Source organism: Microvirga sp. P4_A5, from assembly GCF_056402495.1.
In genome coordinates, this window is sequence record NZ_JBFUHH010000036.1 from 1 (window position 1) to 17,242 (window position 17,242).

The following is a 17,242-nucleotide window of genomic DNA, read 5'->3' on the forward strand; positions in this document are numbered from 1 at the left end:
GGTCACTCCTACGCTGCGATTCAGCAGGTTGTAAGGGACGTGGCGGCCTCCGGAATCGCCGTGGGTGTCGTCGAGCACAACGTGGCGTTCGTGCGCGACCTCTGCGACGAAGGTGTGTTCATGTTCTCCGGCAAGATACTGGCGCGAGGGTCTGTTCAGGATCTCATCGCCGACAAGCAGCTCACCGAACTCTACTTTGGAACCTAGCGGAGCTGATCATGCTACAGACTCATGCCATCACCGCTCGCTATGGTGCGCTGACAGCGATTCACGATATCGACCTGACCTTCGCGCCGGGTAGTCGCGTCGGCATTTTCGGCCATAACGGCGCAGGCAAGACCACCCTGCTCAAATGCCTCGTCGGTGCCGTGAGCCCTGCTGTCGGAAGCGTCGAATATGATGGAGAGCCGTTGCCTGCGGACGTGCCAGCCAACGTGCGCAACGGTCTCGCATTCGTCCCCCAGGGGCACAACGTGTTCCCGAACCTCTCTGTCGAGCAGAACCTGAAAATTTCGGGCCTGCTCTTCGACAAGGATTTCGTGCACAAAATCTACGAGATCTTCCCGGTGCTCAATGAGCGGCGCGCCCAACGGGCGGGATCGCTCTCAGGCGGGGAACAGCAGATGCTGGCCCTCGGCATGGCGCTGATGACACGGCCGAAATGGCTCCTCCTGGATGAGCCGTCGACAGGTCTTGCACCAGTCATCGTCAGAAACGTCATGAAGCGTCTGATCGAAATTAACCAGGGCTTCGGGACAGGCCTCATCATCGTCGAACAGAATGTCCCGGCAACTCTCAAGATCGTAGAGCGCGCCATCATCCTGAAGGCGGGCGGCGTGGTGTTTGATGGCACAGCCGAGGAACTCTCAGCGAACAAGGATCTGTGGAAATGGTTCTAAATCCATCCGTGCCAGAACCGGCCGCCGCACAGCGTCTCGCCGCCGCAGAATGCCTGCGGGCGTTGTGCCAGTGGGCCGTCTCGGCGTCCAAACTGCCACTTCCTGAGCCTGTCCGACGTCGCGCTGCTCTCGTGCTTTGCGATGATCTCGCGGCCATAGCGGCTGCATCGGTCGAGCCGCAGGTCATGCGCGCGCAGGAGATTTTGTTGGCTCCGGGTGGCAGGTTTGAGGCGACGGTGTTCAGCGCGGGTCGTTCGAGAGGGACGCGCGAGCAGGCTGCATCGGCCAACGGCATCGCGATCACCTGGGCGGAACTCGATGAGGGGTATCGGGCTCTTCCTTGCCATGCAGGAGCTTATGTATTGCCCGCACTTCTGGCCGAAGCCGAGAGCACGGATCATTCCATCACCGACGTGCTGCGGGCGCTTGCCATCGGCTACGAGATCACCGCACGCATCGCGAAATCGTATCCTTTCCACCGTTTGAGCATTCACCCACACGCGGCGTTCAATGCGATTGGCGCCGCGGCCGGATTGGCTATCCTGCGCGGCTACGAAGTCGATCTATTCGTCGGCACGATTACGGCGGCCTCCACCCTCGTCAATGCGGGGCCTTTCAACCACGCCATTGAAGGCGCCCTCGTGCGGAACGTCTGGACCTGTCTTGGCGCCAGCGCCGGCTTTCGCGCTGCGGATTTTGCGCCGCTAGGGGTCGCAGGCCTTCCCGGCGCGCTGCATGATGTTTTTGTCGATGGGTTTGGGTGCATGCCTCATCCCGATGAGCTGAGTACCAACCTGGGCGGCACTTGGTCGATCGAGGGCGGCTACCACAAGATTTATGCCTGCTGCCAATACACTCACTCGGCCGTACAGGCCTCGATCGCTCTCGGCGACGAACTCAAGCAACGTGCGGGTCGAACCCTCGAGCGGATTCGGGTCGAAACCCATGCTCGCGGCATGGCCCTCAATATTCAATCTCCGTCGACCGTCCTCGCGGGCAAGTTTTCGATGCCACACGCGGTGGCAACTGTCGCCGTGCATGGCGACGCGGAGCCTCGATCATTCGATGCGGCTAGCCTCGACAACCCCGAAGTTGCAAGACTGCGGGCCGCGGTCGAGTTGGTCCCTCATCCCGCGGTGGGTGAATGGCCGAATGATCGTCCTGCCATCGTGCATTGGCACTTGGATGATGGCAGCGAATTGTGCGCCTCCGTTGAAAGTGCAAGAGGCGGATCGGACCAGCCTTTCGAGGAGTGGGAATTGCTGGCCAAATTCGATCGGCTGCTCACGCCCGTTTTTCCCAGTGCCGGTCCGGAGATCGAGGCATTGGTTGGAGGGACGATCGATGCGAGCGCCCGCTGGTCTAACTTCGTGGCGCGTTTGACTGTGTGAGAGAATTCTGATGTCCGAAGAACTCGATGTGCTCATTATTGGCGCCGGCGCAGGTGGGCTTGCGGCGGCCATCGCCGCGCACGACGCAGGCGCGTCCGTCGCCATCGTCGAAAAACTTGACCGTCCCGGAGGGAATTCAGCCCTCTCGACGGGCTCCGTTCCGGCAGCAGCCAGCCGGTTCCAGAAGGAGGCGGGAATCGATGACAGCGTCGATCGCTTCTATGACGATCTCATGGCTATCTCGGGCGGATCGGACAGTCCTGGTCTTGTCCGCCGGCTTGTAGATACCTCTGCCGAAACCGTCGAATGGTTGATCGATGACGTGGGAGCACGTCTCGTTTTCATTTCCGCGTACAAGCATATCGGTCATTCGCGTCCGCGACTTCACGCACCACCGTCACGTAGAGGGCGTGACCTGGTGGACGATCTCGTGGCGGCGGTGGAACGGCGCGGTGTTCCCATCGCGGTCGGCAATTCGGTGGTCTCGCTTTTGTTGGACGGCGACACGCTCGTCGGCGCGAGGGTGAGTTCCGGACAGGGGGAAATCTCGGATTTCCACGCGCGCAAGGTCATCCTCGCCGTGAATGGTTTCGCGGCCAATCCCGAACTGGTCGCCCGTTTTTGCCCCGAGGCCGCGGGGGCCACGTATTTTGGTGCGCTCGGCTCTACGGGCGAAGCTGTTTCCTGGGGCGAAGCGATGGGCGCCGATCTCGGCAATATGGGCTCCTACCAAGGGTATGCGGCCGTGGCCGATCCTCATGGCAGCATTCTCTCCTGGACCACGATCGAGAAAGGCGGCTTGCTGCTCAACGGGGACGGCAAACGTTTTGGTAACGAATCCCGCGGTTATTCCGGCTACGCGCCCGAGGTTTTGGCCCAGGGCGGTCCCTGTTACGCTTTGTTCGATCAACGAATCTTCGACATCGCCAGCGCGGAAGAGGAATTCGTCGAATTATGGGAATTTGGCGGCCTGAAACGCGGCGACACACCTGAGGCCGCGCTCGCGTCCTATGAGATCGATATCGCCAATGTGACGCCGACACTTGACGCTTACCAGGCCAGCGCACGAAGCGAATGCGCGGATGTGTTCGGGCGCGCAGATTTCGGCATCGCTCCGCTGTCGGGACCTTTCTATGCCTGTCGCGTGGTAGCGGGTCTCTTCCACACGCAAGGCGGACTCAAGGTCGACGATGACGGCCGCGTCCTGACGAAATCGGGCGGCGTGATCGCAAATCTCTTTGCCGTCGGCGGCGCGGCCGCAGGCCTCTCAGGCCGTACCGGTGCTTCCGGCTATGCATCGGGAAATGGTCTTCTTTCGGCAATCGCGCTCGGACGCCTCGCCGGGATAGCGGCAGCTCGCGAGACCGCATCCCCATGACGCTCTCACAAACGCTCGCGCGTACCCTTCTGCAGGCCGATAGGCCTCCTGTCCCTGCGGACGTTCTGCAACTTGCGAAACTGCATATTCTCGACGCGCTCGGTGTGGGGCTTGCAGCCTCGCGCGGGCCGGCCGGCAGCGTCTATCACGGAGCTTTGACACGCCTGCAGTCGCAAGGGGCCGCCAGCGTCATCGGCCGCCGACAGACCGCAGCGCCCGCGGACGCAGCCTTGGCGAACGGCGGCTTGATTCATGCCCTTGAATTCGACGATACCCATATGGGCTCCATCGTTCACGGCAGCGCCGTCCTCCTTCCCGCGGCCTTGGCCAGCGCTCAGGCCAATCACTCTTCGGGGGAGGCTTTGCTGACAGCCTATATCGATGGGTGGGAGTCGCTGGTTCGGATTGGTCGGGCTGCACCGGGGGCGTTCCAGAAGCAGGGTTTTCAGATCACCGTGACGGCGGGTGTCTTCGCCGCCGCGCAGATCGCCTGTCGGTTGATGAACGCGACAGTGGACGACACCGTCGCGGCGTTCGGGATCGCGCTCAGCCAATCATCGGGCGTATTTGAATTCCTGACCAACGGATCGACGGTCAAATCGTTTCATGCGGGCTGGGCAGCACATGGAGGCCTGATCGCCGCGGTTCTGGCGGTCAGCGGCATCACAGGCCCCACTACATCTTTCGAAGGGCAGCACGGTCTGTTCAAAAAATTCGCCGATTCGCCTGCGGCATCGGAACGTTTCAGGACAGAGATTGCGACCCGCGACAGCGTTTGGCATCTCAGGGACGCCGCATTCAAATTCTATCCCTGCTGTCACTACATTCATCCCTTCCTGACCGCCATCGAGCAGCTTGAGGCGAAGTCTATTCGAGCCCAAGACATCGAAGAGCTGACTTGTTTCGTGCCACAAGGGGCCGCGCCCATCATCTGCGATGACTGGAACAGGCGGCTGGCCCCCCAATCCGCGCATGAGATGCGATACAGCCTGCCGATCGTTATCGCGCTTCGACTGATCGACGGCGCCATCAATCTCCAGGCCTTTGACAACCCGGCCAGTGAAGCCGTGCAAACCTTTGCCCGGAAGATCAAATGGCAGCCTCTGGAGAATGACTCATTCCCGGATCGCTTCGAGGCAATGATCGTTGCAAAACTCTCCGATGGATCCCGTCATGGGATCGAGATCGACGACGTGCGCGGAGGGCCCCGGTACCCGGCAACCCCGGACAGCGTGTTGAATAAATTTCGCACCAACACCAGCGATCGCGACAGCGACGCTGTCGAGAAGCTCGTCGAGATCGTCATGACACTCGAGAGTCAGACGATGCCTGCACTCGGCGCCGCATTGATGGCGCTCGAAGTCTGAAATTTGAATCAGAGAAGGACATGACGATGTCGAGCTACGATTTGGTCGTCAAAGGTGGCGAGGTGCTTCTGCCCGGAATGGAGCCGATCAGGGCGGACATTGCCATAAGGGATGGGAAGATCGCCGCCATCCTCACAGCAGGCAGTGACGTCGAGAGCACTGACACCGTCGATGCATCGGGTCGGCTGGTCATGCCGGGAATTCTCGACGTGCACCTTCACCTCGGGCATGGCGCGGATATTTCACGGCCGCGCGTGGCTGAGGACGCAGCAAGCGAGACCGGGGCCGCTGCGGCGGGTGGGGTGACCACAATCATTCCCTATCTCATGGGCACAACGGCCTATGAGAACGGGCTGTGGGATGAGGTTCGCTCGGTGACGGAAGCCGGCACCCGAGTCGATTTCGGCTATCATTTCATCATCGCGACGGAAGACCAACTGGCCGGCGTGCCAAAATACGCTTCAGATTATGGCGTTCCGACGTTCAAGCTTTTCATGAACAACCGGGGCGGTGAAGGAAAGCGTCTCGGCCTCCCTGATATCGATGACGGCTTCATGTACCGGCTTTTCGAAGCGGCCGCCGCACATGGCGGAATGGTCTGTCCTCACCCTGAGAATATCGAAGTGTCGTGGGTTCTTCGGGACAAACTCAAAGCGAGCGACCCCGAAGGTAAGGGTGGCCTGCCAACGTGGAACGCGTCGCGCCCGCCTTTCGTGGAAGCGGACGCCGTGCAACGCGCAGCACTCCTCTCCAAGGCAACGGCGTCTCGCCTCTATGTGGTCCACACCTCGTCGGAGCAGGCATTGCAGGCGGCTCTCCTCTATCGCGAAACCGACCCCCATCTCTACATCGAGACGTGTCCGCACTATCTGACGCATGACGAGAAGTGGGACGGAGGTGACCTCGGAAAGATCAACCCGCCTCTTCGCGCCGCCTCCGATCGCGACGCCTTATGGAGCGCGCTCGAAGACGGCTTAGTCGACACGATTGCGACCGACCACGTCCATCGTGAAAGTGCCTCGAAGAAGGGCGGAATTTGGAATGCTTCTCCGGGGACGCCGGGGATGGAAACGATGCTTCCGGTCATGCTGTCTGAAGGATACCACAAGCGTGGGATCAGCCTCGCGGCACTTGCGCGTGTCCTCTGCGAGAATCCGGCCCGCATTATGGGTCTTCCGCAAAAAGGACAGATCGCGATCGGAAAGGATGCGGACCTGGCGATCGTCGACCTGAACGCGGAATGGACACCACGCCGCGAGGATGTCTACAGCAACGCAGGTTATTCCATCTACGAGGGGTGGACGCTGAAAGGCAAAGTCACGGATACTTTCGTGCGAGGTCGTCCGGTGTTTCGTGATGGCCGGCTCGTGGAGAACGCAGTCGGCACGGGCAAGTTTTTGAAACGGGCTCTCTCGACGAGCTAGGTGTCAAAGGGTGAGACAGCGCCGCCGCTGACAATACCGTAGGTCGGAAGTTCGATTTACCGGGATCGCCAGTGTTTTTGAAGGGTTCAGAGCCCGCGATTGCAACCGGGTTACAATTCCCAAATCGACACAAGAGCTACGGAAAAACTACCTAGCCGTTACGGCTGAGCTTGCTTATGCTTCCCTTGGGGAATGTGGGCATGCGATTCCGACGGGGACACAGACACGATCGCTGGCGCCTTCCGGCGCCGCGGCAAGCCAGAAAAATGGCCGGGATTGCGGTGATCGGCTGTGTGATGTTCGCCGTTTTCGCCGTCACTGACGGCAATTTCGATTGGCACCGCTACACCTCGATCGTCGGGTTTATCGTTATCGCCTGTGTGGGAAGTTGGGCGGTCTCTGCGCTTTCTGCGACCGCTTTCCAAACCCGCCGACGTCTCGCGCACGGGCGTAACGCCGGGCGTCGGACCCGTCCTTGGGATTGGCGCACGGGCGACAAGGTGGTTCGGTTGCCCGAGCGTGGCGCCGGAGATGCAGCCGGCCGTGTGTTACCTTCGTTGCGCACGCTGGCCGRCGCAATTGCAATTGGCGCGATGGGCAGCTTCTTCGTCTTCAGCTTGCAGTCCGGTCCTGGCGATGCCGGGTCCGGCGGTGAGGTTGCGCGCCTCGGAAGGGACGTCGGGGAGGCAGCATCCCAAGCAGCCATCGGGAAGGCTGGCGGCGGCCGATACTCACTTTGCAGCGCAATCATTCAGCGCTCATGCGTCATCGACGGCGATACGATTCGCCACGGCTGGACCAAGATTCGGATCGCGGACATCGACACGCCCGAGATCTCCGAACCTAAATGCGCGTCCGAGGCAGCACTAGGGCATCGCGCCAAGGAGCGGCTTTTGGAACTGCTGAATGTCGGACCCTTCGAGATTGTCCATCCGGGAGGGCGCGACGAGGATGTCTATGGCAGAAAGCTTCGGGTCCTTACGCGCGACGGCAGGTCCCTAGGCAGGATCCTCGTCGACGAGGGTCTTGCCCGCCGCTGGACAGGGTCTCGGAGGAGCTGGTGCGCTTGAGTGCTCCACCCGACGCGTAGATTGGTTGTGTGTCAGCTATCCTTTGAAAACGAAATCCAGTCGGATCTCGATCGTAAGGCCAAACCCGTAGGTCGGAAGTTCGAGTCCTCCCGGGATCGCCAGCGTCTTTGTGGGCAGAGGGAAGGGCACTGAGCCCTCCTCGTCCCAAGTTCAGTTGATCGCGCCCCAGCTACGGGCGTGGCCCGACCAGGCCGAACATCGCACCCTGCGGATCCTGTCCGACGATGATGAAGCTCCCGCCGGGAACCTCCGCGGGTCCGTAGTGGATTGCCGCGCCTCGCTCTGAGGCCGCCTTGTTGGCCGCGTCGATATCCCCGACTCCGAAGTAGAAATTCCAACTCGGGGACGGACCGTCTACCGGCCTCGTCATCATTGCGCCCAGTCTCTCGCCGTGGTGCGTGATGAACTGGTAAACGCCCATCTCCCCCATCGGCATCGCGTCGCCCTTCTCCCAGCCAAACTGGCTGCTGTAGAAGGCAAGCGCCGCCTCTTGATCGCTGGTGGCAAGCTCGTTCCAATTGCAATGCCCGACCTTCATGGGCGCGAAGGAGGTGCTCGTTCCCTCACTTGCTCCCCGCATCACATAGAACAGGACGCCTTGCGGATCGGCGAGCATGGCGAAACGGCCGACGCCGGGAATGTCAGTGGGGGGAACATGCTGCCTGCCGCCCGCCTCGACGATGCGACGTGTCGTAGCGTCCACGTCGTCGACGCCGATATATCCAAGCCAGCAAGGGCTCATTCCCGCTGCTGCGGCGTCATGGGGGATCGTCATCAATCCGGCGACATCCGAATCGTGTGCGCTGAAGATGCGATACCCCTGTGTCGATCCCTCGAAGGATTTCGACCTCCATCCGAGGACTGCAGCGTAGAATTCGGCGGCAGCGTCCACATCGGACGTCAAGAGTTCGTACCAAACGAAATCGCCGTGCTGATTTGGCATGTCTGGCTCCTCGTGTACCAAGATCCCCCAAACGCAATCTGCCGGTGGACGCTCTCACGCGGGGTCGAGAGTCATCTTATAGGTTGCCACCTGCGGAAATCTCAAGCGGCTTGCCGCCCGGGTCTCGTAGAGAACCATCTAAAACGGCCGCCGTCACGAAATTGGGCAAGAAGCCGGCTCCGCTAACTCCTATTTGCCAAAAAAAGGTCGAGAAAAGTATGGCGGCGGCCGCCAGCGACGAGGCCAACCGACCTCGACCCTTGCTACCACCGCGGCTCGCATTTCATGCGAGCAACGACACGCTTTTTCGACTGGTTTCTCTCGAATTTTTGTGATTGGCGACAGCCGTCCGAGCGACGACTAAGAAGAAAATCGTGAAGGGGACGCCAAAGGCTTCTCTGCCCTTACTCCTTCGGCGTACCTATCCACCTGCACGGAAACGTGCGTCAATAAGCACAGCATTGTGGGACATGCGCCATCAAGGGTAGAGCCGTGGACATTCGCAAATGCGTTGCCGAGGCCATCGGCACTTTCTGGCTCACCTTTGCAGGCTGCGGCAGCGCAGTCATTGCGGCCAGCTTCCCGGAGGTCGGCATCGGCTTGCTTGGCGTCTCGCTCGCCTTCGGCCTGACGGTTCTCACCATGGCGTACGCGATCGGCCACATCTCGGGCTGTCATCTCAACCCGGCGGTGACGATCGGCCTCGCCGCCGGCGGACGCTTTCCGATGAAGGATGTCATTCCCTATGTGGTGGCGCAGGTCGTCGGTGCCGTGATCGCCGCTGCGATCCTCTACGCCATCGCCAGTGGAGCGCCCGGCTTCGACCTCGCGAAAGGCTTTGCGGCCAACGGCTACGGCGAGCATTCACCCGGCAAGTACAGCTTGTTCTCGGGCCTGCTGGCCGAGATCGTCCTCACTATGATGTTCCTTTTCATCATCATGGGATCGACGCATGGCAAAGCGCCGGTGGGCTTCGCACCTCTGGCGATCGGYCTCGGGCTGACCCTCATCCATCTTGTCGGCATTCCGATCACCAACACGTCGGTCAATCCTGCCCGTAGCACCGGCCCGGCACTGTTCGTCGGCGGATGGGCATTGGCGCAGCTTTGGATGTTCTGGCTCGCACCGCTCGTCGGCGGCGTTCTCGGTGGAATCCTCTATCGCTGGCTGAGTGAAGAGCCCTCGGCCCCGATCACCGGGACCGAACCCTCACGCGACCTTCCACCGACACGGCCTGCGAGGTGAGACCCCGTATTGTCTTGGATCAGTTAAGTCCGAAAGTGGAAACAAACTGAACTCTGGGGAATGTCCTACGTTACCCTTGCTGTATTGCCTCAACGTAAGGAACATCGACATGGGTCGCGGATTTCCATCAATGACTGCCCTGCTTGGCCTCCTGGCCGTGGCAGGTTTCCAGAACAGGGACAAAATCGCCGAGATGTTGAGGGGAGCAGGTGCAGGCAACCCTGGCGCTCCCGGCCAAGGTGACCAGCAGGGTGGCCTCGGCGGTCTCCTTGGCGGCTTGGGCGGCGGTGGTCTCGGTACCCCAGGCCAGGGTGGTCAGCAGTCTGGCCTTGGCGGGCTTCTCGGAAGCCTTGGTGGTGGCGGGGTTGGAGGTTTACTTGGCGGCGGGCTCGGCGAGTTAGTCGAATCGTTCAAGCAGCACGGCCAAGGGGAAGTCGCGGAGTCTTGGATCGGCACAGGACCTAACAAGCAGATCGATTCCAGTCAGCTCGAACAAGCCATCGGTCCTGACGTGCTGGCAACCTTGTCCCAGCAGACCGGATTGTCGCGAGAGGAACTTCTGTCGAGACTCTCGACGACCCTTCCTGAAGCGGTCGACAAGTTCACCCCCGACGGACGTCTTCCCTCTGGGACCGATGTTTAGCCGCGTTACCAACTCAGGAGAAGTTCAGTGGGATTGTTCAGTTTTATCAAGGATGCCGGCGCAAAACTGTTCGGAGGCTCCGCGCAGGCCGCGACGCCAGATGCGCTCAAGAAGACGGTAGAGGGGCATGGCTTCGATGCCAGCAAACTCAACATCGACGTGCAAGGAGACAAGGTGAAGCTGTCCGGGCAGGCGATGAGCCAGGAAGAGGCTGAGAAGCTCATCCTGTCGCTCGGCAACACTTACGGCGTGGCCGAGGTGGACACGAGCGAACTCAAGGTCGAGAAACCGTCAGCGCAGTCGACGATGTACACGGTGCAGAAGGGCGATACGCTTTGGGCGATCGCCGAGAAACATTATGGAAAAGGCAAGGGAGCCAAGCACACCGAAATTGTGAAGGCCAACTCACCGCCGGTTAAAGACCCGGACATGATTCAGCCGGGATGGGTGCTGCGCATTCCACCGCTGTCTTGAAGAAGCACATGCAAGCGACCGGAGTTGTCCAATGCGCACCTTGCTGCTGATCGCCTTGTCGATGACGGTCGCGGGATGCGTGGCCTCTTCTCCCCCTCAACCGGTCATGCAGGATCGTCCTGCGACTGCCACGGGGACCAAGCGCATCGTGCGAGATGACACTGGCCGTTACATCCTGCCGGATGGGACTCGGGTCGCCGGAGATCGGTCCGGCGGCTTCACTCTTCCCAATGGCGCTTACGTCTCGCCCGACGGCGCAGGGGGACTTCTCCTGCCAAACGGCACACGATGTGTTTCTGACGGCGCAATGGGATTTTTGTGCCCTTGAGAACTCAACCGGGCGCGCCGCGCGGGTTCCGTCCGGGCGGGCGCAATTGCCGGGATGGAGAAAGTGCCCGGGCGAGATAGCGAGTTAATGCCTTGGGGTTTTAGCGAGCAGCGCGATGTCCCTAGCGTTGGCGACGTCGCGCCGATTTTTTATTGATCCAGACGGCTCCTTGCATGGTCGTCCACGTGGATAGAACCAGAAATTCGCGCCAAGTGCCGTCGGGCGCGGGGAGGCGCTTCACGTCGTAGTCGAATGTAGGGAAGTAATCGTCGGTATCAGATGTCCCACTGATGCCAGGAATCGCCTGAGCAATGGGAATGCTAACTCGTTTCGTGCCGGCCCACGGGTACAACAAACCGTCGAACGGCCCTCCGACGCATTCATAGATCTTTTCGCGCATTGTCGCGCCGTCCCCTCGATGTGGGTGCCACGAAGCTGGCTATGGATCGGCTATGATCGCTCGCAGGCCCGTAGTGCTCCCAATTTAGTTCATGGATCAAGTTCCATCGCTTACGATATCCGGACCTTTATTTGGGTTCATCAGCATCGGCGGGGATAACCACATTCGGGACGCCTCGTGATCCGCGTCATCGTCCCGGCTACTCCGCCAAGAAACTTGCAAAGGCGTCCTTGTAGTCAGGGTGCCAGCGGGACAGGGCAGGACGGTTCTGGATGATGTCCTCGGTGCTCCATCGGATGCGTTTCTCGTCCACCTCCCTGGGCGTCTCATTGTCGGGGCACAGGATGTAGAAGTCTCCCCGCGCCATGGCCGAGAGCATGAAATCGATGACCTGCTCAGGTTCCCATGCGCCGGCAGGTTTCTGGGCGACGCCAGCCGCCTTCGTGAGTCCGGTATAGACGAAGCCCGGGATCAGCAGATGAGCCGTGACGCAGCAGTCGGCCTTGTTGCGCAACTCGTGGGCCAGCGCTTCCGTCACCACCCTTACACCGGCCTTGGACACATTGTAGGCCGTGTTTCCTGGCGGGGTGGTGATCCCCTGCTTCGATCCCGTGTTGATGATGGCGCAGGAGATCCCTTGATCCGCCATGGCGGGCGCAAAAATCTGGGTGCCGTTGATCACGCCCCAGAGATTGGTGTCGAGGATTGCTTCCCATTGCCGAGGGTCACCGAAGAGCTGGCCTCCACCGTCGGTGCCGGCATTATTCATCAGAAGCGCGATCTCGCCGAAGGCCCCGAAGGCCTGATCCTTGAGTCGCTGAACATCCTCTCGTCGACCAACATCAGTAGCAACGGACATGACATGGTCCGGACTTTCAGCCGCGTCCGCAACAAGCGCGGCGCTGCGGCGCAACGACTCGCCTTCCAGATCCGCGAGGCAGACTTTCATTCCGAGCCCCGCAAGGTGTTGGGCCGCTGCGAAGCCGATGCCGCTTGCAGCGCCGGTGATGACGGCTCCTCGACCACGGGCAATTGCCGGATGCTGGTCCATAGCGACTTCCTCTGAGTGGACGAGAGAAGCAGGGGTATCTAGCTCCCCTACTTCATCCGGCAATGACTCTTGGAGTTGCGGCCGGGTGTTTCGCTGGTTGCGACCCCGACAATGGACGAACCATCGGGAGCGCGCGCAGGTCTAGCCTTGATCACCGGGTGGCCGATACGCAATCGAAGACGCCTTCTGCAGAGCTGCGAGCGTCTCCTCAACGGTAAGCAGGACGGTCGTCTGAAACGAGCTCAACGCCCCACCGGCACCGATCGCAATCGCGGTGGCGGCCATCGAGACGTTATCCGGAGCCTCCCAGAGGTTGTAGGCGTCGTGATCGCCGAAGGCATACCAGAACCCGTGCATTTTTCCGCCCACAGCCTCGATGTATTCCTTGGCTGCCACGCGGCGGTCCTCAGGGTTCTTGATGAGCTTCGCCCAGGTTGCCGGTGTGTAACTGAAGCGGGTCAGGTATAGGGGCATCGTCGGTTCCTCTCTCCCGCGCTCGGACAGAACCAATACTAGCATTGGAGGGCGTGATTGAACGGGACCTCATCCCTTGTAGTCACGAGGGGGTAAGAGGGCCTTCGCCGGCCCCGGATGGATCACGATTCAACGCATAAGCGACGGCCTCCTTTGCGTCATCCAGATCGGGCGCATCGATGTACCGGTAGCGCGCTTGCACGAGGCCGAAAACGCCGAACGCGAAGAGGCCGATGGCGGCAAGCCCGAGAAGCGCGGCACCGAATGGTTGCTGCCGCAGGGCCTGAAGGGCGCCACCAAGGCCATGGACCTCGGAGGAGGCGCTCCGGAAAGCCGCGAGGATCAGAAAACCGCCGATCATCGCAAAGACGAGGCCACGGGCCGCGAAACCCAGTCGTCCAAGCGGAACCACCCATTGTCGGGTATCGGGCGGCAGGGCCAAATGCGCCGCGACATTGCCGCGCCAGGCTTTCCACGCGAACACCGCCCCGACGCCGACGATGGCTAAACCGATGAAGCCAACGAGCCAACGGCCGAAGGGCTGAACGAGGAGCCACGCAGTCCAATCCTGCGCTGCGCGATCGTCGCCTGCTCCACCGCCGCCGGCCCAACCCAGAGCCAACCCCAGGGCCGAAACCGCAAGTCCCGCATAGATGCCGCCGCTGATCAGACGCGCGCCGCGGATGACCAGCCCCTTCGGATCGGCGCCATGGCGGTCTGCGTTCGTCAAGGCTTCGACGACACGCCAGGCACAGAATCCCAACAGGCCCAGACCGATCAACGTGAGCCAGACCTTGCCGAACGGTTGCGACAGGAGGGATTGAAGGGCGCTGCGGCTGCCGCCCGTCTGTCCCCCTGAGCCGATGGCCGCCAGCAGGGCGAGGCCGCCGACGAGCCCGTAGACCACGCCCCGTGCGCCGTAGCCTGCGCGCGCCAGGATCTCCAGAGGATTGCGGCTGACGCTAGGCATTTGCAGAGGCTCCGTGTTGCCACCGGTGAACCGCCGAGCGTGATCGATGTTCCGTGCCGGCGACTTGGGGCTAGTCCAGCCCCACCCGTCGGGCGGCCTCGCGAAACAGTCGTTCGCCCTCCGGCGCGAAGTGCATCGCGGTCAGGAAGTCGCCGATGCCGTATCGGGGGAGAGATTCGTGGATCGTTGCAAGATACCGCCGCGCCTCGTCGAGACGATCGGCGAGCGCCAGCGACAACGCGGCGATCGCCAGGATCTGCGCATGGGCGTTGGGACGGGCGGCGGCCTTCACGCCCCATTCGGCGGCCTCGTCGAAACGGCCGAGGCGCACCAGCGCCATGGCGCGCGCGCCCAGCATGCCGAAGAGCAGCGGATCGAAGGGGCTGAGGCGCTGCGAACGCTCCGAGGATGAAATGGCCGAATGCGCGTCGCCCGCCTGCGATTGCACGAAAGCGAGCGTGTAATGGCCTTGCGCGAAATTCGGACTGAGTTCGACTGATTGCTCCAACTCGGCGATGGATTGATCCTGACGCCCGCGCAGCCAGAGCGCCCGGCCCATGGACCAATGCGCGGCCGGATCGCGGTCATCGATCATGAGGCTATGTCCGGCGGCTTCGAAAGCGCGGTCGATTTCCGGGCGGCGTTGCGACCAGCCCTGGAATGCGTTCTGAAAATGCGTGAAGGACAGGCCCGCATAAGCCCGCGCGAAAGTCGGGTCGAGCTGCACGGCCTTTTCGAAAAAATGCCTCGCCTGTTCGTTGTCGTATCGGTTGAACCGATACATGTGCCACAGGCCGCGATGATGGGCTTCCCACGCGTCGAGCGAATTCGGCGGCCGCAGGATGGCGCGGTCGCGCTCCACCGTCTCGATCTCGTTTGCGATGGAGGCGACGATGCGGTTGCCGATCTCGTCGAGGACGAAGAATGTCCGGTCGAGTTTCTGCGTGAAAATTTCCGCCCAGACGATGCGGGCGGTTCGCGTCTCCGAGAGTTCGACCATCACGGTCAGGTCCTTGCCCTGACGCCGCACGGTTCCGCCGACGACGTAGTCCACATTCAACGTCCGGCCGGCCTCTTCGGGCCCGATGCGGCGCTCGTGCATTGCAAACACCGTTCCTTGCGCGATCACAAAGAGACTGCGAAGTTTGGCGAGCCGCGTGATCACGTCATCGGCGAGGGCATCGGCAATTCCGCCCCGCGCTCCGGCGGCACCCGACCGGTCGAGAAAGGGCATCACCGCGATGGAGCCGCGCCGGGGCTCCCTTCCGGAGACGGCGTCACGATGGTCTTCCGCAGCCACTATCGGAGAAACGGCTCGGGTCGCCTCTATCGGATGCGCCTTGGCCGAGCGCCAGGCGTCGCGGAGGGGCGTGGCGTCGAGGCCTTCGGCTTCGAACAACCGAACGCTTGCCGTCAGATGGTCTTCGCCCTCGCGGATCTGGCCGCGTCTCGCGAGCCTTGCCAGCAGTCGTTCGTGCACGCGACGGTCGAACGGAACAAGTTCGAGCCATTTTTCGAGATGATCGAGCGCGCGATCGTCGGGAGCGCGCGTGGCGAGCTGCTCCAGCACGGCCGCGTGACAGCTTCGGAACCGGCGGCGCTGGGTGGCGAGCCAAGCGTCGAACAGGGGAGTGCGGTCGATTTCGAGACCGTCCAGAAACTCGCCGGTAAACAGGGTCGCAAGCGCTTCCAATCGGTCCGTCGTCAGCGTGTCGATGCCGTCCTGCTGCGCGCGGACGATCTCGATGGCGTCGACGAGACAATCGGTGAGGTTGAGGCCGACATTGTCCGACTGGCTGTCGACCCTGCGCCGCCCCGGCTGGTCGATAAGGCTGCGGATCTTGCTCAGGCACCACCGAAGCTCTCCGCGGGGATCGTTGGGGATGTCCCACAGAAGGTCGCAGAGCCGGCTTCGGGCGACGGGGTGCGGCGCAAGGCACAGATACGCTAACAAGGCCTGGACTTTGCGCGAGGCCGGGAGGGCCAAGGTCTCGTCGCCCCGACTGAGCGTGAGCGGCCCGAGGAGGCGCAAGCGAAGAACCGGAGACAGATCGCGTCCGGCAGACCCTTCCGATTCCACGGGCGTTTCCATGGTTGCTCCCACGCCGACCTCCACGAGCGGGCGCTACGGTGCACATCGTGTTCGCGGCGCGTGGCGTCCGATTCAGCCGCGCGCAACGCGACAGCATAGCAGAATTAGCGAATCAGGGAGAGCGAGCATGACAACCGTGAATGCGACGATCCAGACACGTCCGCCGGAAACCGTTGACCTCCAGGCGATCAAGACCCGTCAGCAGGGGGCCTGGTCATCGGGCGATTACGCGATCATCGGCACGACACTGCAAATCGTGGGAGAGGAATTGTGCGAGGCCTTGGACCTGCGATCCGGACAGAAGGTGCTCGACGTTGCGGCCGGCAACGGCAATGTCAGCCTTGCGGCCGCACGGCGGTGGTGCGACGTGGTCGCGACCGACTACGTGCCGGCGCTTCTGGATCGCGCCCGTGAACGCGCCGCGGCCGAACGGCTCAACATCGCGTTCCACGAGGCGGATGCCGAAGCTCTGCCGTTCTCGGACGAAAGCTTCGACGTGGTGGTGTCGACATTCGGCGTCATGTTCACCCCCGACCAGGAGCAGGCGGCCGCCGAACTGGTGCGCGTTTGCAAGCCTGGGGGCAAGATCGGCCTGGCGAACTGGACCCCCGAGGGTTTTGTCGGCCAGTTGTTCAAGACGATCGGCAAGCACGTCCCGCCGCCTGCCGGCGCCCGGTCTCCGGCTCTGTGGGGCACACGGGCGAGACTGGCCGAGCTGTTCGAGCCTCATGCGGCGTCGATCCGAGCCCAGCCGCGGAATTTCGTGTTCCGGTACCGTTCGCCGGAACATTGGCTGGAGACCTTCAAGTCTTATTACGGGCCGGYGCTGAAGGCCTTCGCGGCACTCCAGCCGGCGCAGCAGGCGGTGCTCGATCAGGAGCTTATGGAGCTCATCGAGCGGTTCAACCGCTCCGGTGACCCTTCCATGGTGGTGCCGAGCGAATATCTGGAGGTCGTGATCACGCGCCGCTGAGGCGGGCTTAATCGAAATATTGCCCCGGCCTCGATGCTGATGCCGGGGCAATGCCGTTTGCAAACCGTCGCTCCAAGGAGGGTGTTCCGGTGCTTGATC

The 17,242-nt window shown here is 61.9% G+C and carries 16 protein-coding genes and 1 pseudogene; 11 read left to right on the forward strand and 6 right to left on the reverse strand.

Features of this window, described 5'->3' with window-relative positions:
* The 7 genes and pseudogenes from AC1DVM_RS11685 to AC1DVM_RS11715 form a co-directional block, all read left to right on the forward strand.
* A pseudogene (locus tag AC1DVM_RS11685) lies at positions 1–207 on the forward strand (ABC transporter ATP-binding protein); the annotation flags it as partial.
* Between the two features lie 11 nt (positions 208–218).
* Positions 219–899 carry an ABC transporter ATP-binding protein gene (locus AC1DVM_RS11690; protein WP_477254602.1) on the forward strand — a complete coding sequence of 227 codons (681 nt, stop codon included), beginning with the start codon at positions 219–221 and terminating at the stop codon, positions 897–899.
* Positions 890–2,290 carry an MmgE/PrpD family protein gene (locus tag AC1DVM_RS11695; RefSeq protein ID WP_477254603.1) on the forward strand — a complete coding sequence of 467 codons (1,401 nt, stop codon included), beginning with the start codon at positions 890–892 and terminating at the stop codon, positions 2,288–2,290. Before AC1DVM_RS11690 ends, AC1DVM_RS11695 begins: the two co-directional genes overlap by 10 nt.
* Before the next feature lie 10 nt (positions 2,291–2,300).
* Positions 2,301–3,668: an FAD-dependent oxidoreductase gene (locus tag AC1DVM_RS11700; protein WP_477254604.1), complete on the forward strand. Its 1,368-nt coding sequence runs from the start codon at positions 2,301–2,303 to the stop codon at positions 3,666–3,668.
* Positions 3,665–5,035: an MmgE/PrpD family protein gene (locus AC1DVM_RS11705; protein WP_477254605.1), complete on the forward strand. Its 1,371-nt coding sequence runs from the start codon at positions 3,665–3,667 to the stop codon at positions 5,033–5,035. The genes AC1DVM_RS11700 and AC1DVM_RS11705 overlap by 4 nt, the downstream gene beginning before the upstream one ends.
* A gap of 20 nt (positions 5,036–5,055) precedes the next feature.
* Positions 5,056–6,459 (forward strand): dihydroorotase, encoded by a 1,404-nt coding sequence (locus AC1DVM_RS11710; RefSeq protein WP_477254606.1) that lies wholly within the window; start codon positions 5,056–5,058, stop codon positions 6,457–6,459.
* 266 nt (positions 6,460–6,725) lie between these two features.
* Positions 6,726–7,529 carry a thermonuclease family protein gene (locus AC1DVM_RS11715; protein WP_477254607.1) on the forward strand — a complete coding sequence of 268 codons (804 nt, stop codon included), beginning with the start codon at positions 6,726–6,728 and terminating at the stop codon, positions 7,527–7,529.
* A gap of 190 nt (positions 7,530–7,719) precedes the next feature.
* Here AC1DVM_RS11715 and AC1DVM_RS11720 read toward each other — a convergent pair whose 3' ends face one another.
* Positions 7,720–8,493 carry a VOC family protein gene (locus tag AC1DVM_RS11720; protein ID WP_477254608.1) on the reverse strand — a complete coding sequence of 258 codons (774 nt, stop codon included), beginning with the start codon at positions 8,491–8,493 and terminating at the stop codon, positions 7,720–7,722.
* 492 nt (positions 8,494–8,985) lie between these two features.
* Between AC1DVM_RS11720 and aqpZ the strand changes: the two genes are divergently transcribed.
* From aqpZ to lysM, 3 genes are all read left to right on the forward strand, one after another.
* Positions 8,986–9,738 carry an aquaporin Z gene (gene aqpZ, locus AC1DVM_RS11725; RefSeq protein ID WP_477254609.1) on the forward strand — a complete coding sequence of 251 codons (753 nt, stop codon included), beginning with the start codon at positions 8,986–8,988 and terminating at the stop codon, positions 9,736–9,738.
* A gap of 109 nt (positions 9,739–9,847) precedes the next feature.
* Positions 9,848–10,381 carry a YidB family protein gene (locus AC1DVM_RS11730; RefSeq protein WP_477254610.1) on the forward strand — a complete coding sequence of 178 codons (534 nt, stop codon included), beginning with the start codon at positions 9,848–9,850 and terminating at the stop codon, positions 10,379–10,381.
* Between the two features lie 27 nt (positions 10,382–10,408).
* Positions 10,409–10,855, forward strand: a complete 447-nt coding sequence (gene lysM, locus AC1DVM_RS11735) for a peptidoglycan-binding protein LysM (protein ID WP_477254611.1) — start codon at positions 10,409–10,411, stop codon at positions 10,853–10,855.
* Positions 10,856–11,304: 449 nt separating this feature from the next.
* Here the strand turns inward: lysM and AC1DVM_RS11740 are convergent, their stop codons facing one another.
* The 5 genes from AC1DVM_RS11740 to AC1DVM_RS11760 all read right to left on the reverse strand — a co-directional run bounded on the left by AC1DVM_RS11740 (position 11,305) and on the right by AC1DVM_RS11760 (position 16,170).
* Entirely contained in the window at positions 11,305–11,583 is a 279-nt protein-coding gene (locus tag AC1DVM_RS11740; RefSeq protein ID WP_477254612.1) for a hypothetical protein, read from the reverse strand.
* Between the two features lie 199 nt (positions 11,584–11,782).
* Positions 11,783–12,634 (reverse strand): SDR family NAD(P)-dependent oxidoreductase, encoded by an 852-nt coding sequence (locus tag AC1DVM_RS11745; RefSeq protein WP_477254613.1) that lies wholly within the window; start codon positions 12,632–12,634, stop codon positions 11,783–11,785.
* 141 nt (positions 12,635–12,775) lie between these two features.
* Positions 12,776–13,108, reverse strand: coding sequence for a GYD domain-containing protein (locus tag AC1DVM_RS11750; RefSeq protein WP_477254614.1), 333 nt, complete (start codon positions 13,106–13,108; stop codon positions 12,776–12,778).
* Positions 13,109–13,190: 82 nt separating this feature from the next.
* The gene (locus tag AC1DVM_RS11755; RefSeq protein ID WP_477254615.1) at positions 13,191–14,078 is read right to left on the reverse strand and encodes a DUF1206 domain-containing protein; all 888 of its coding nucleotides are present in this window, start codon (positions 14,076–14,078) and stop codon (positions 13,191–13,193) included.
* Between the two features lie 70 nt (positions 14,079–14,148).
* Entirely contained in the window at positions 14,149–16,170 is a 2,022-nt protein-coding gene (locus AC1DVM_RS11760) for a transcriptional regulator (RefSeq protein WP_477254616.1), read from the reverse strand.
* A gap of 127 nt (positions 16,171–16,297) precedes the next feature.
* On the opposite strand from AC1DVM_RS11760, the gene AC1DVM_RS11765 reads away from it, so the two are divergent.
* Entirely contained in the window at positions 16,298–17,143 is an 846-nt protein-coding gene (locus AC1DVM_RS11765) for a class I SAM-dependent methyltransferase (RefSeq protein ID WP_477254617.1), read from the forward strand.
* The last annotated feature ends 99 nt before the right edge of the window (positions 17,144–17,242 follow it).

Excerpts from the sequence above, each read along its gene's own strand:
- AC1DVM_RS11710 (WP_477254606.1), top strand. The coding sequence starts at position 5,056 with ATGACGATGTCGAGCTACGATTTGGTCGTCAAAGGTGGCGAGGTGCTT.
- AC1DVM_RS11700 (WP_477254604.1), top strand. The coding sequence starts at position 2,301 with ATGTCCGAAGAACTCGATGTGCTCATTATTGGCGCCGGCGCAGGTGGG.
- AC1DVM_RS11690 (WP_477254602.1), top strand. The coding sequence starts at position 219 with ATGCTACAGACTCATGCCATCACCGCTCGCTATGGTGCGCTGACAGCG.
- AC1DVM_RS11695 (WP_477254603.1), top strand. The coding sequence starts at position 890 with ATGGTTCTAAATCCATCCGTGCCAGAACCGGCCGCCGCACAGCGTCTC.
- AC1DVM_RS11720 (WP_477254608.1), bottom strand. The coding sequence starts at position 8,493 with ATGCCAAATCAGCACGGCGATTTCGTTTGGTACGAACTCTTGACGTCC.
- AC1DVM_RS11730 (WP_477254610.1), top strand. The coding sequence starts at position 9,848 with ATGGGTCGCGGATTTCCATCAATGACTGCCCTGCTTGGCCTCCTGGCC.
- AC1DVM_RS11740 (WP_477254612.1), bottom strand. The coding sequence starts at position 11,583 with ATGCGCGAAAAGATCTATGAATGCGTCGGAGGGCCGTTCGACGGTTTG.
- AC1DVM_RS11760 (WP_477254616.1), bottom strand. The coding sequence starts at position 16,170 with ATGGAAACGCCCGTGGAATCGGAAGGGTCTGCCGGACGCGATCTGTCT.
- AC1DVM_RS11745 (WP_477254613.1), bottom strand. The coding sequence starts at position 12,634 with ATGGACCAGCATCCGGCAATTGCCCGTGGTCGAGGAGCCGTCATCACC.
- AC1DVM_RS11755 (WP_477254615.1), bottom strand. The coding sequence starts at position 14,078 with ATGCCTAGCGTCAGCCGCAATCCTCTGGAGATCCTGGCGCGCGCAGGC.
- AC1DVM_RS11750 (WP_477254614.1), bottom strand. The coding sequence starts at position 13,108 with ATGCCCCTATACCTGACCCGCTTCAGTTACACACCGGCAACCTGGGCG.
- AC1DVM_RS11705 (WP_477254605.1), top strand. The coding sequence starts at position 3,665 with ATGACGCTCTCACAAACGCTCGCGCGTACCCTTCTGCAGGCCGATAGG.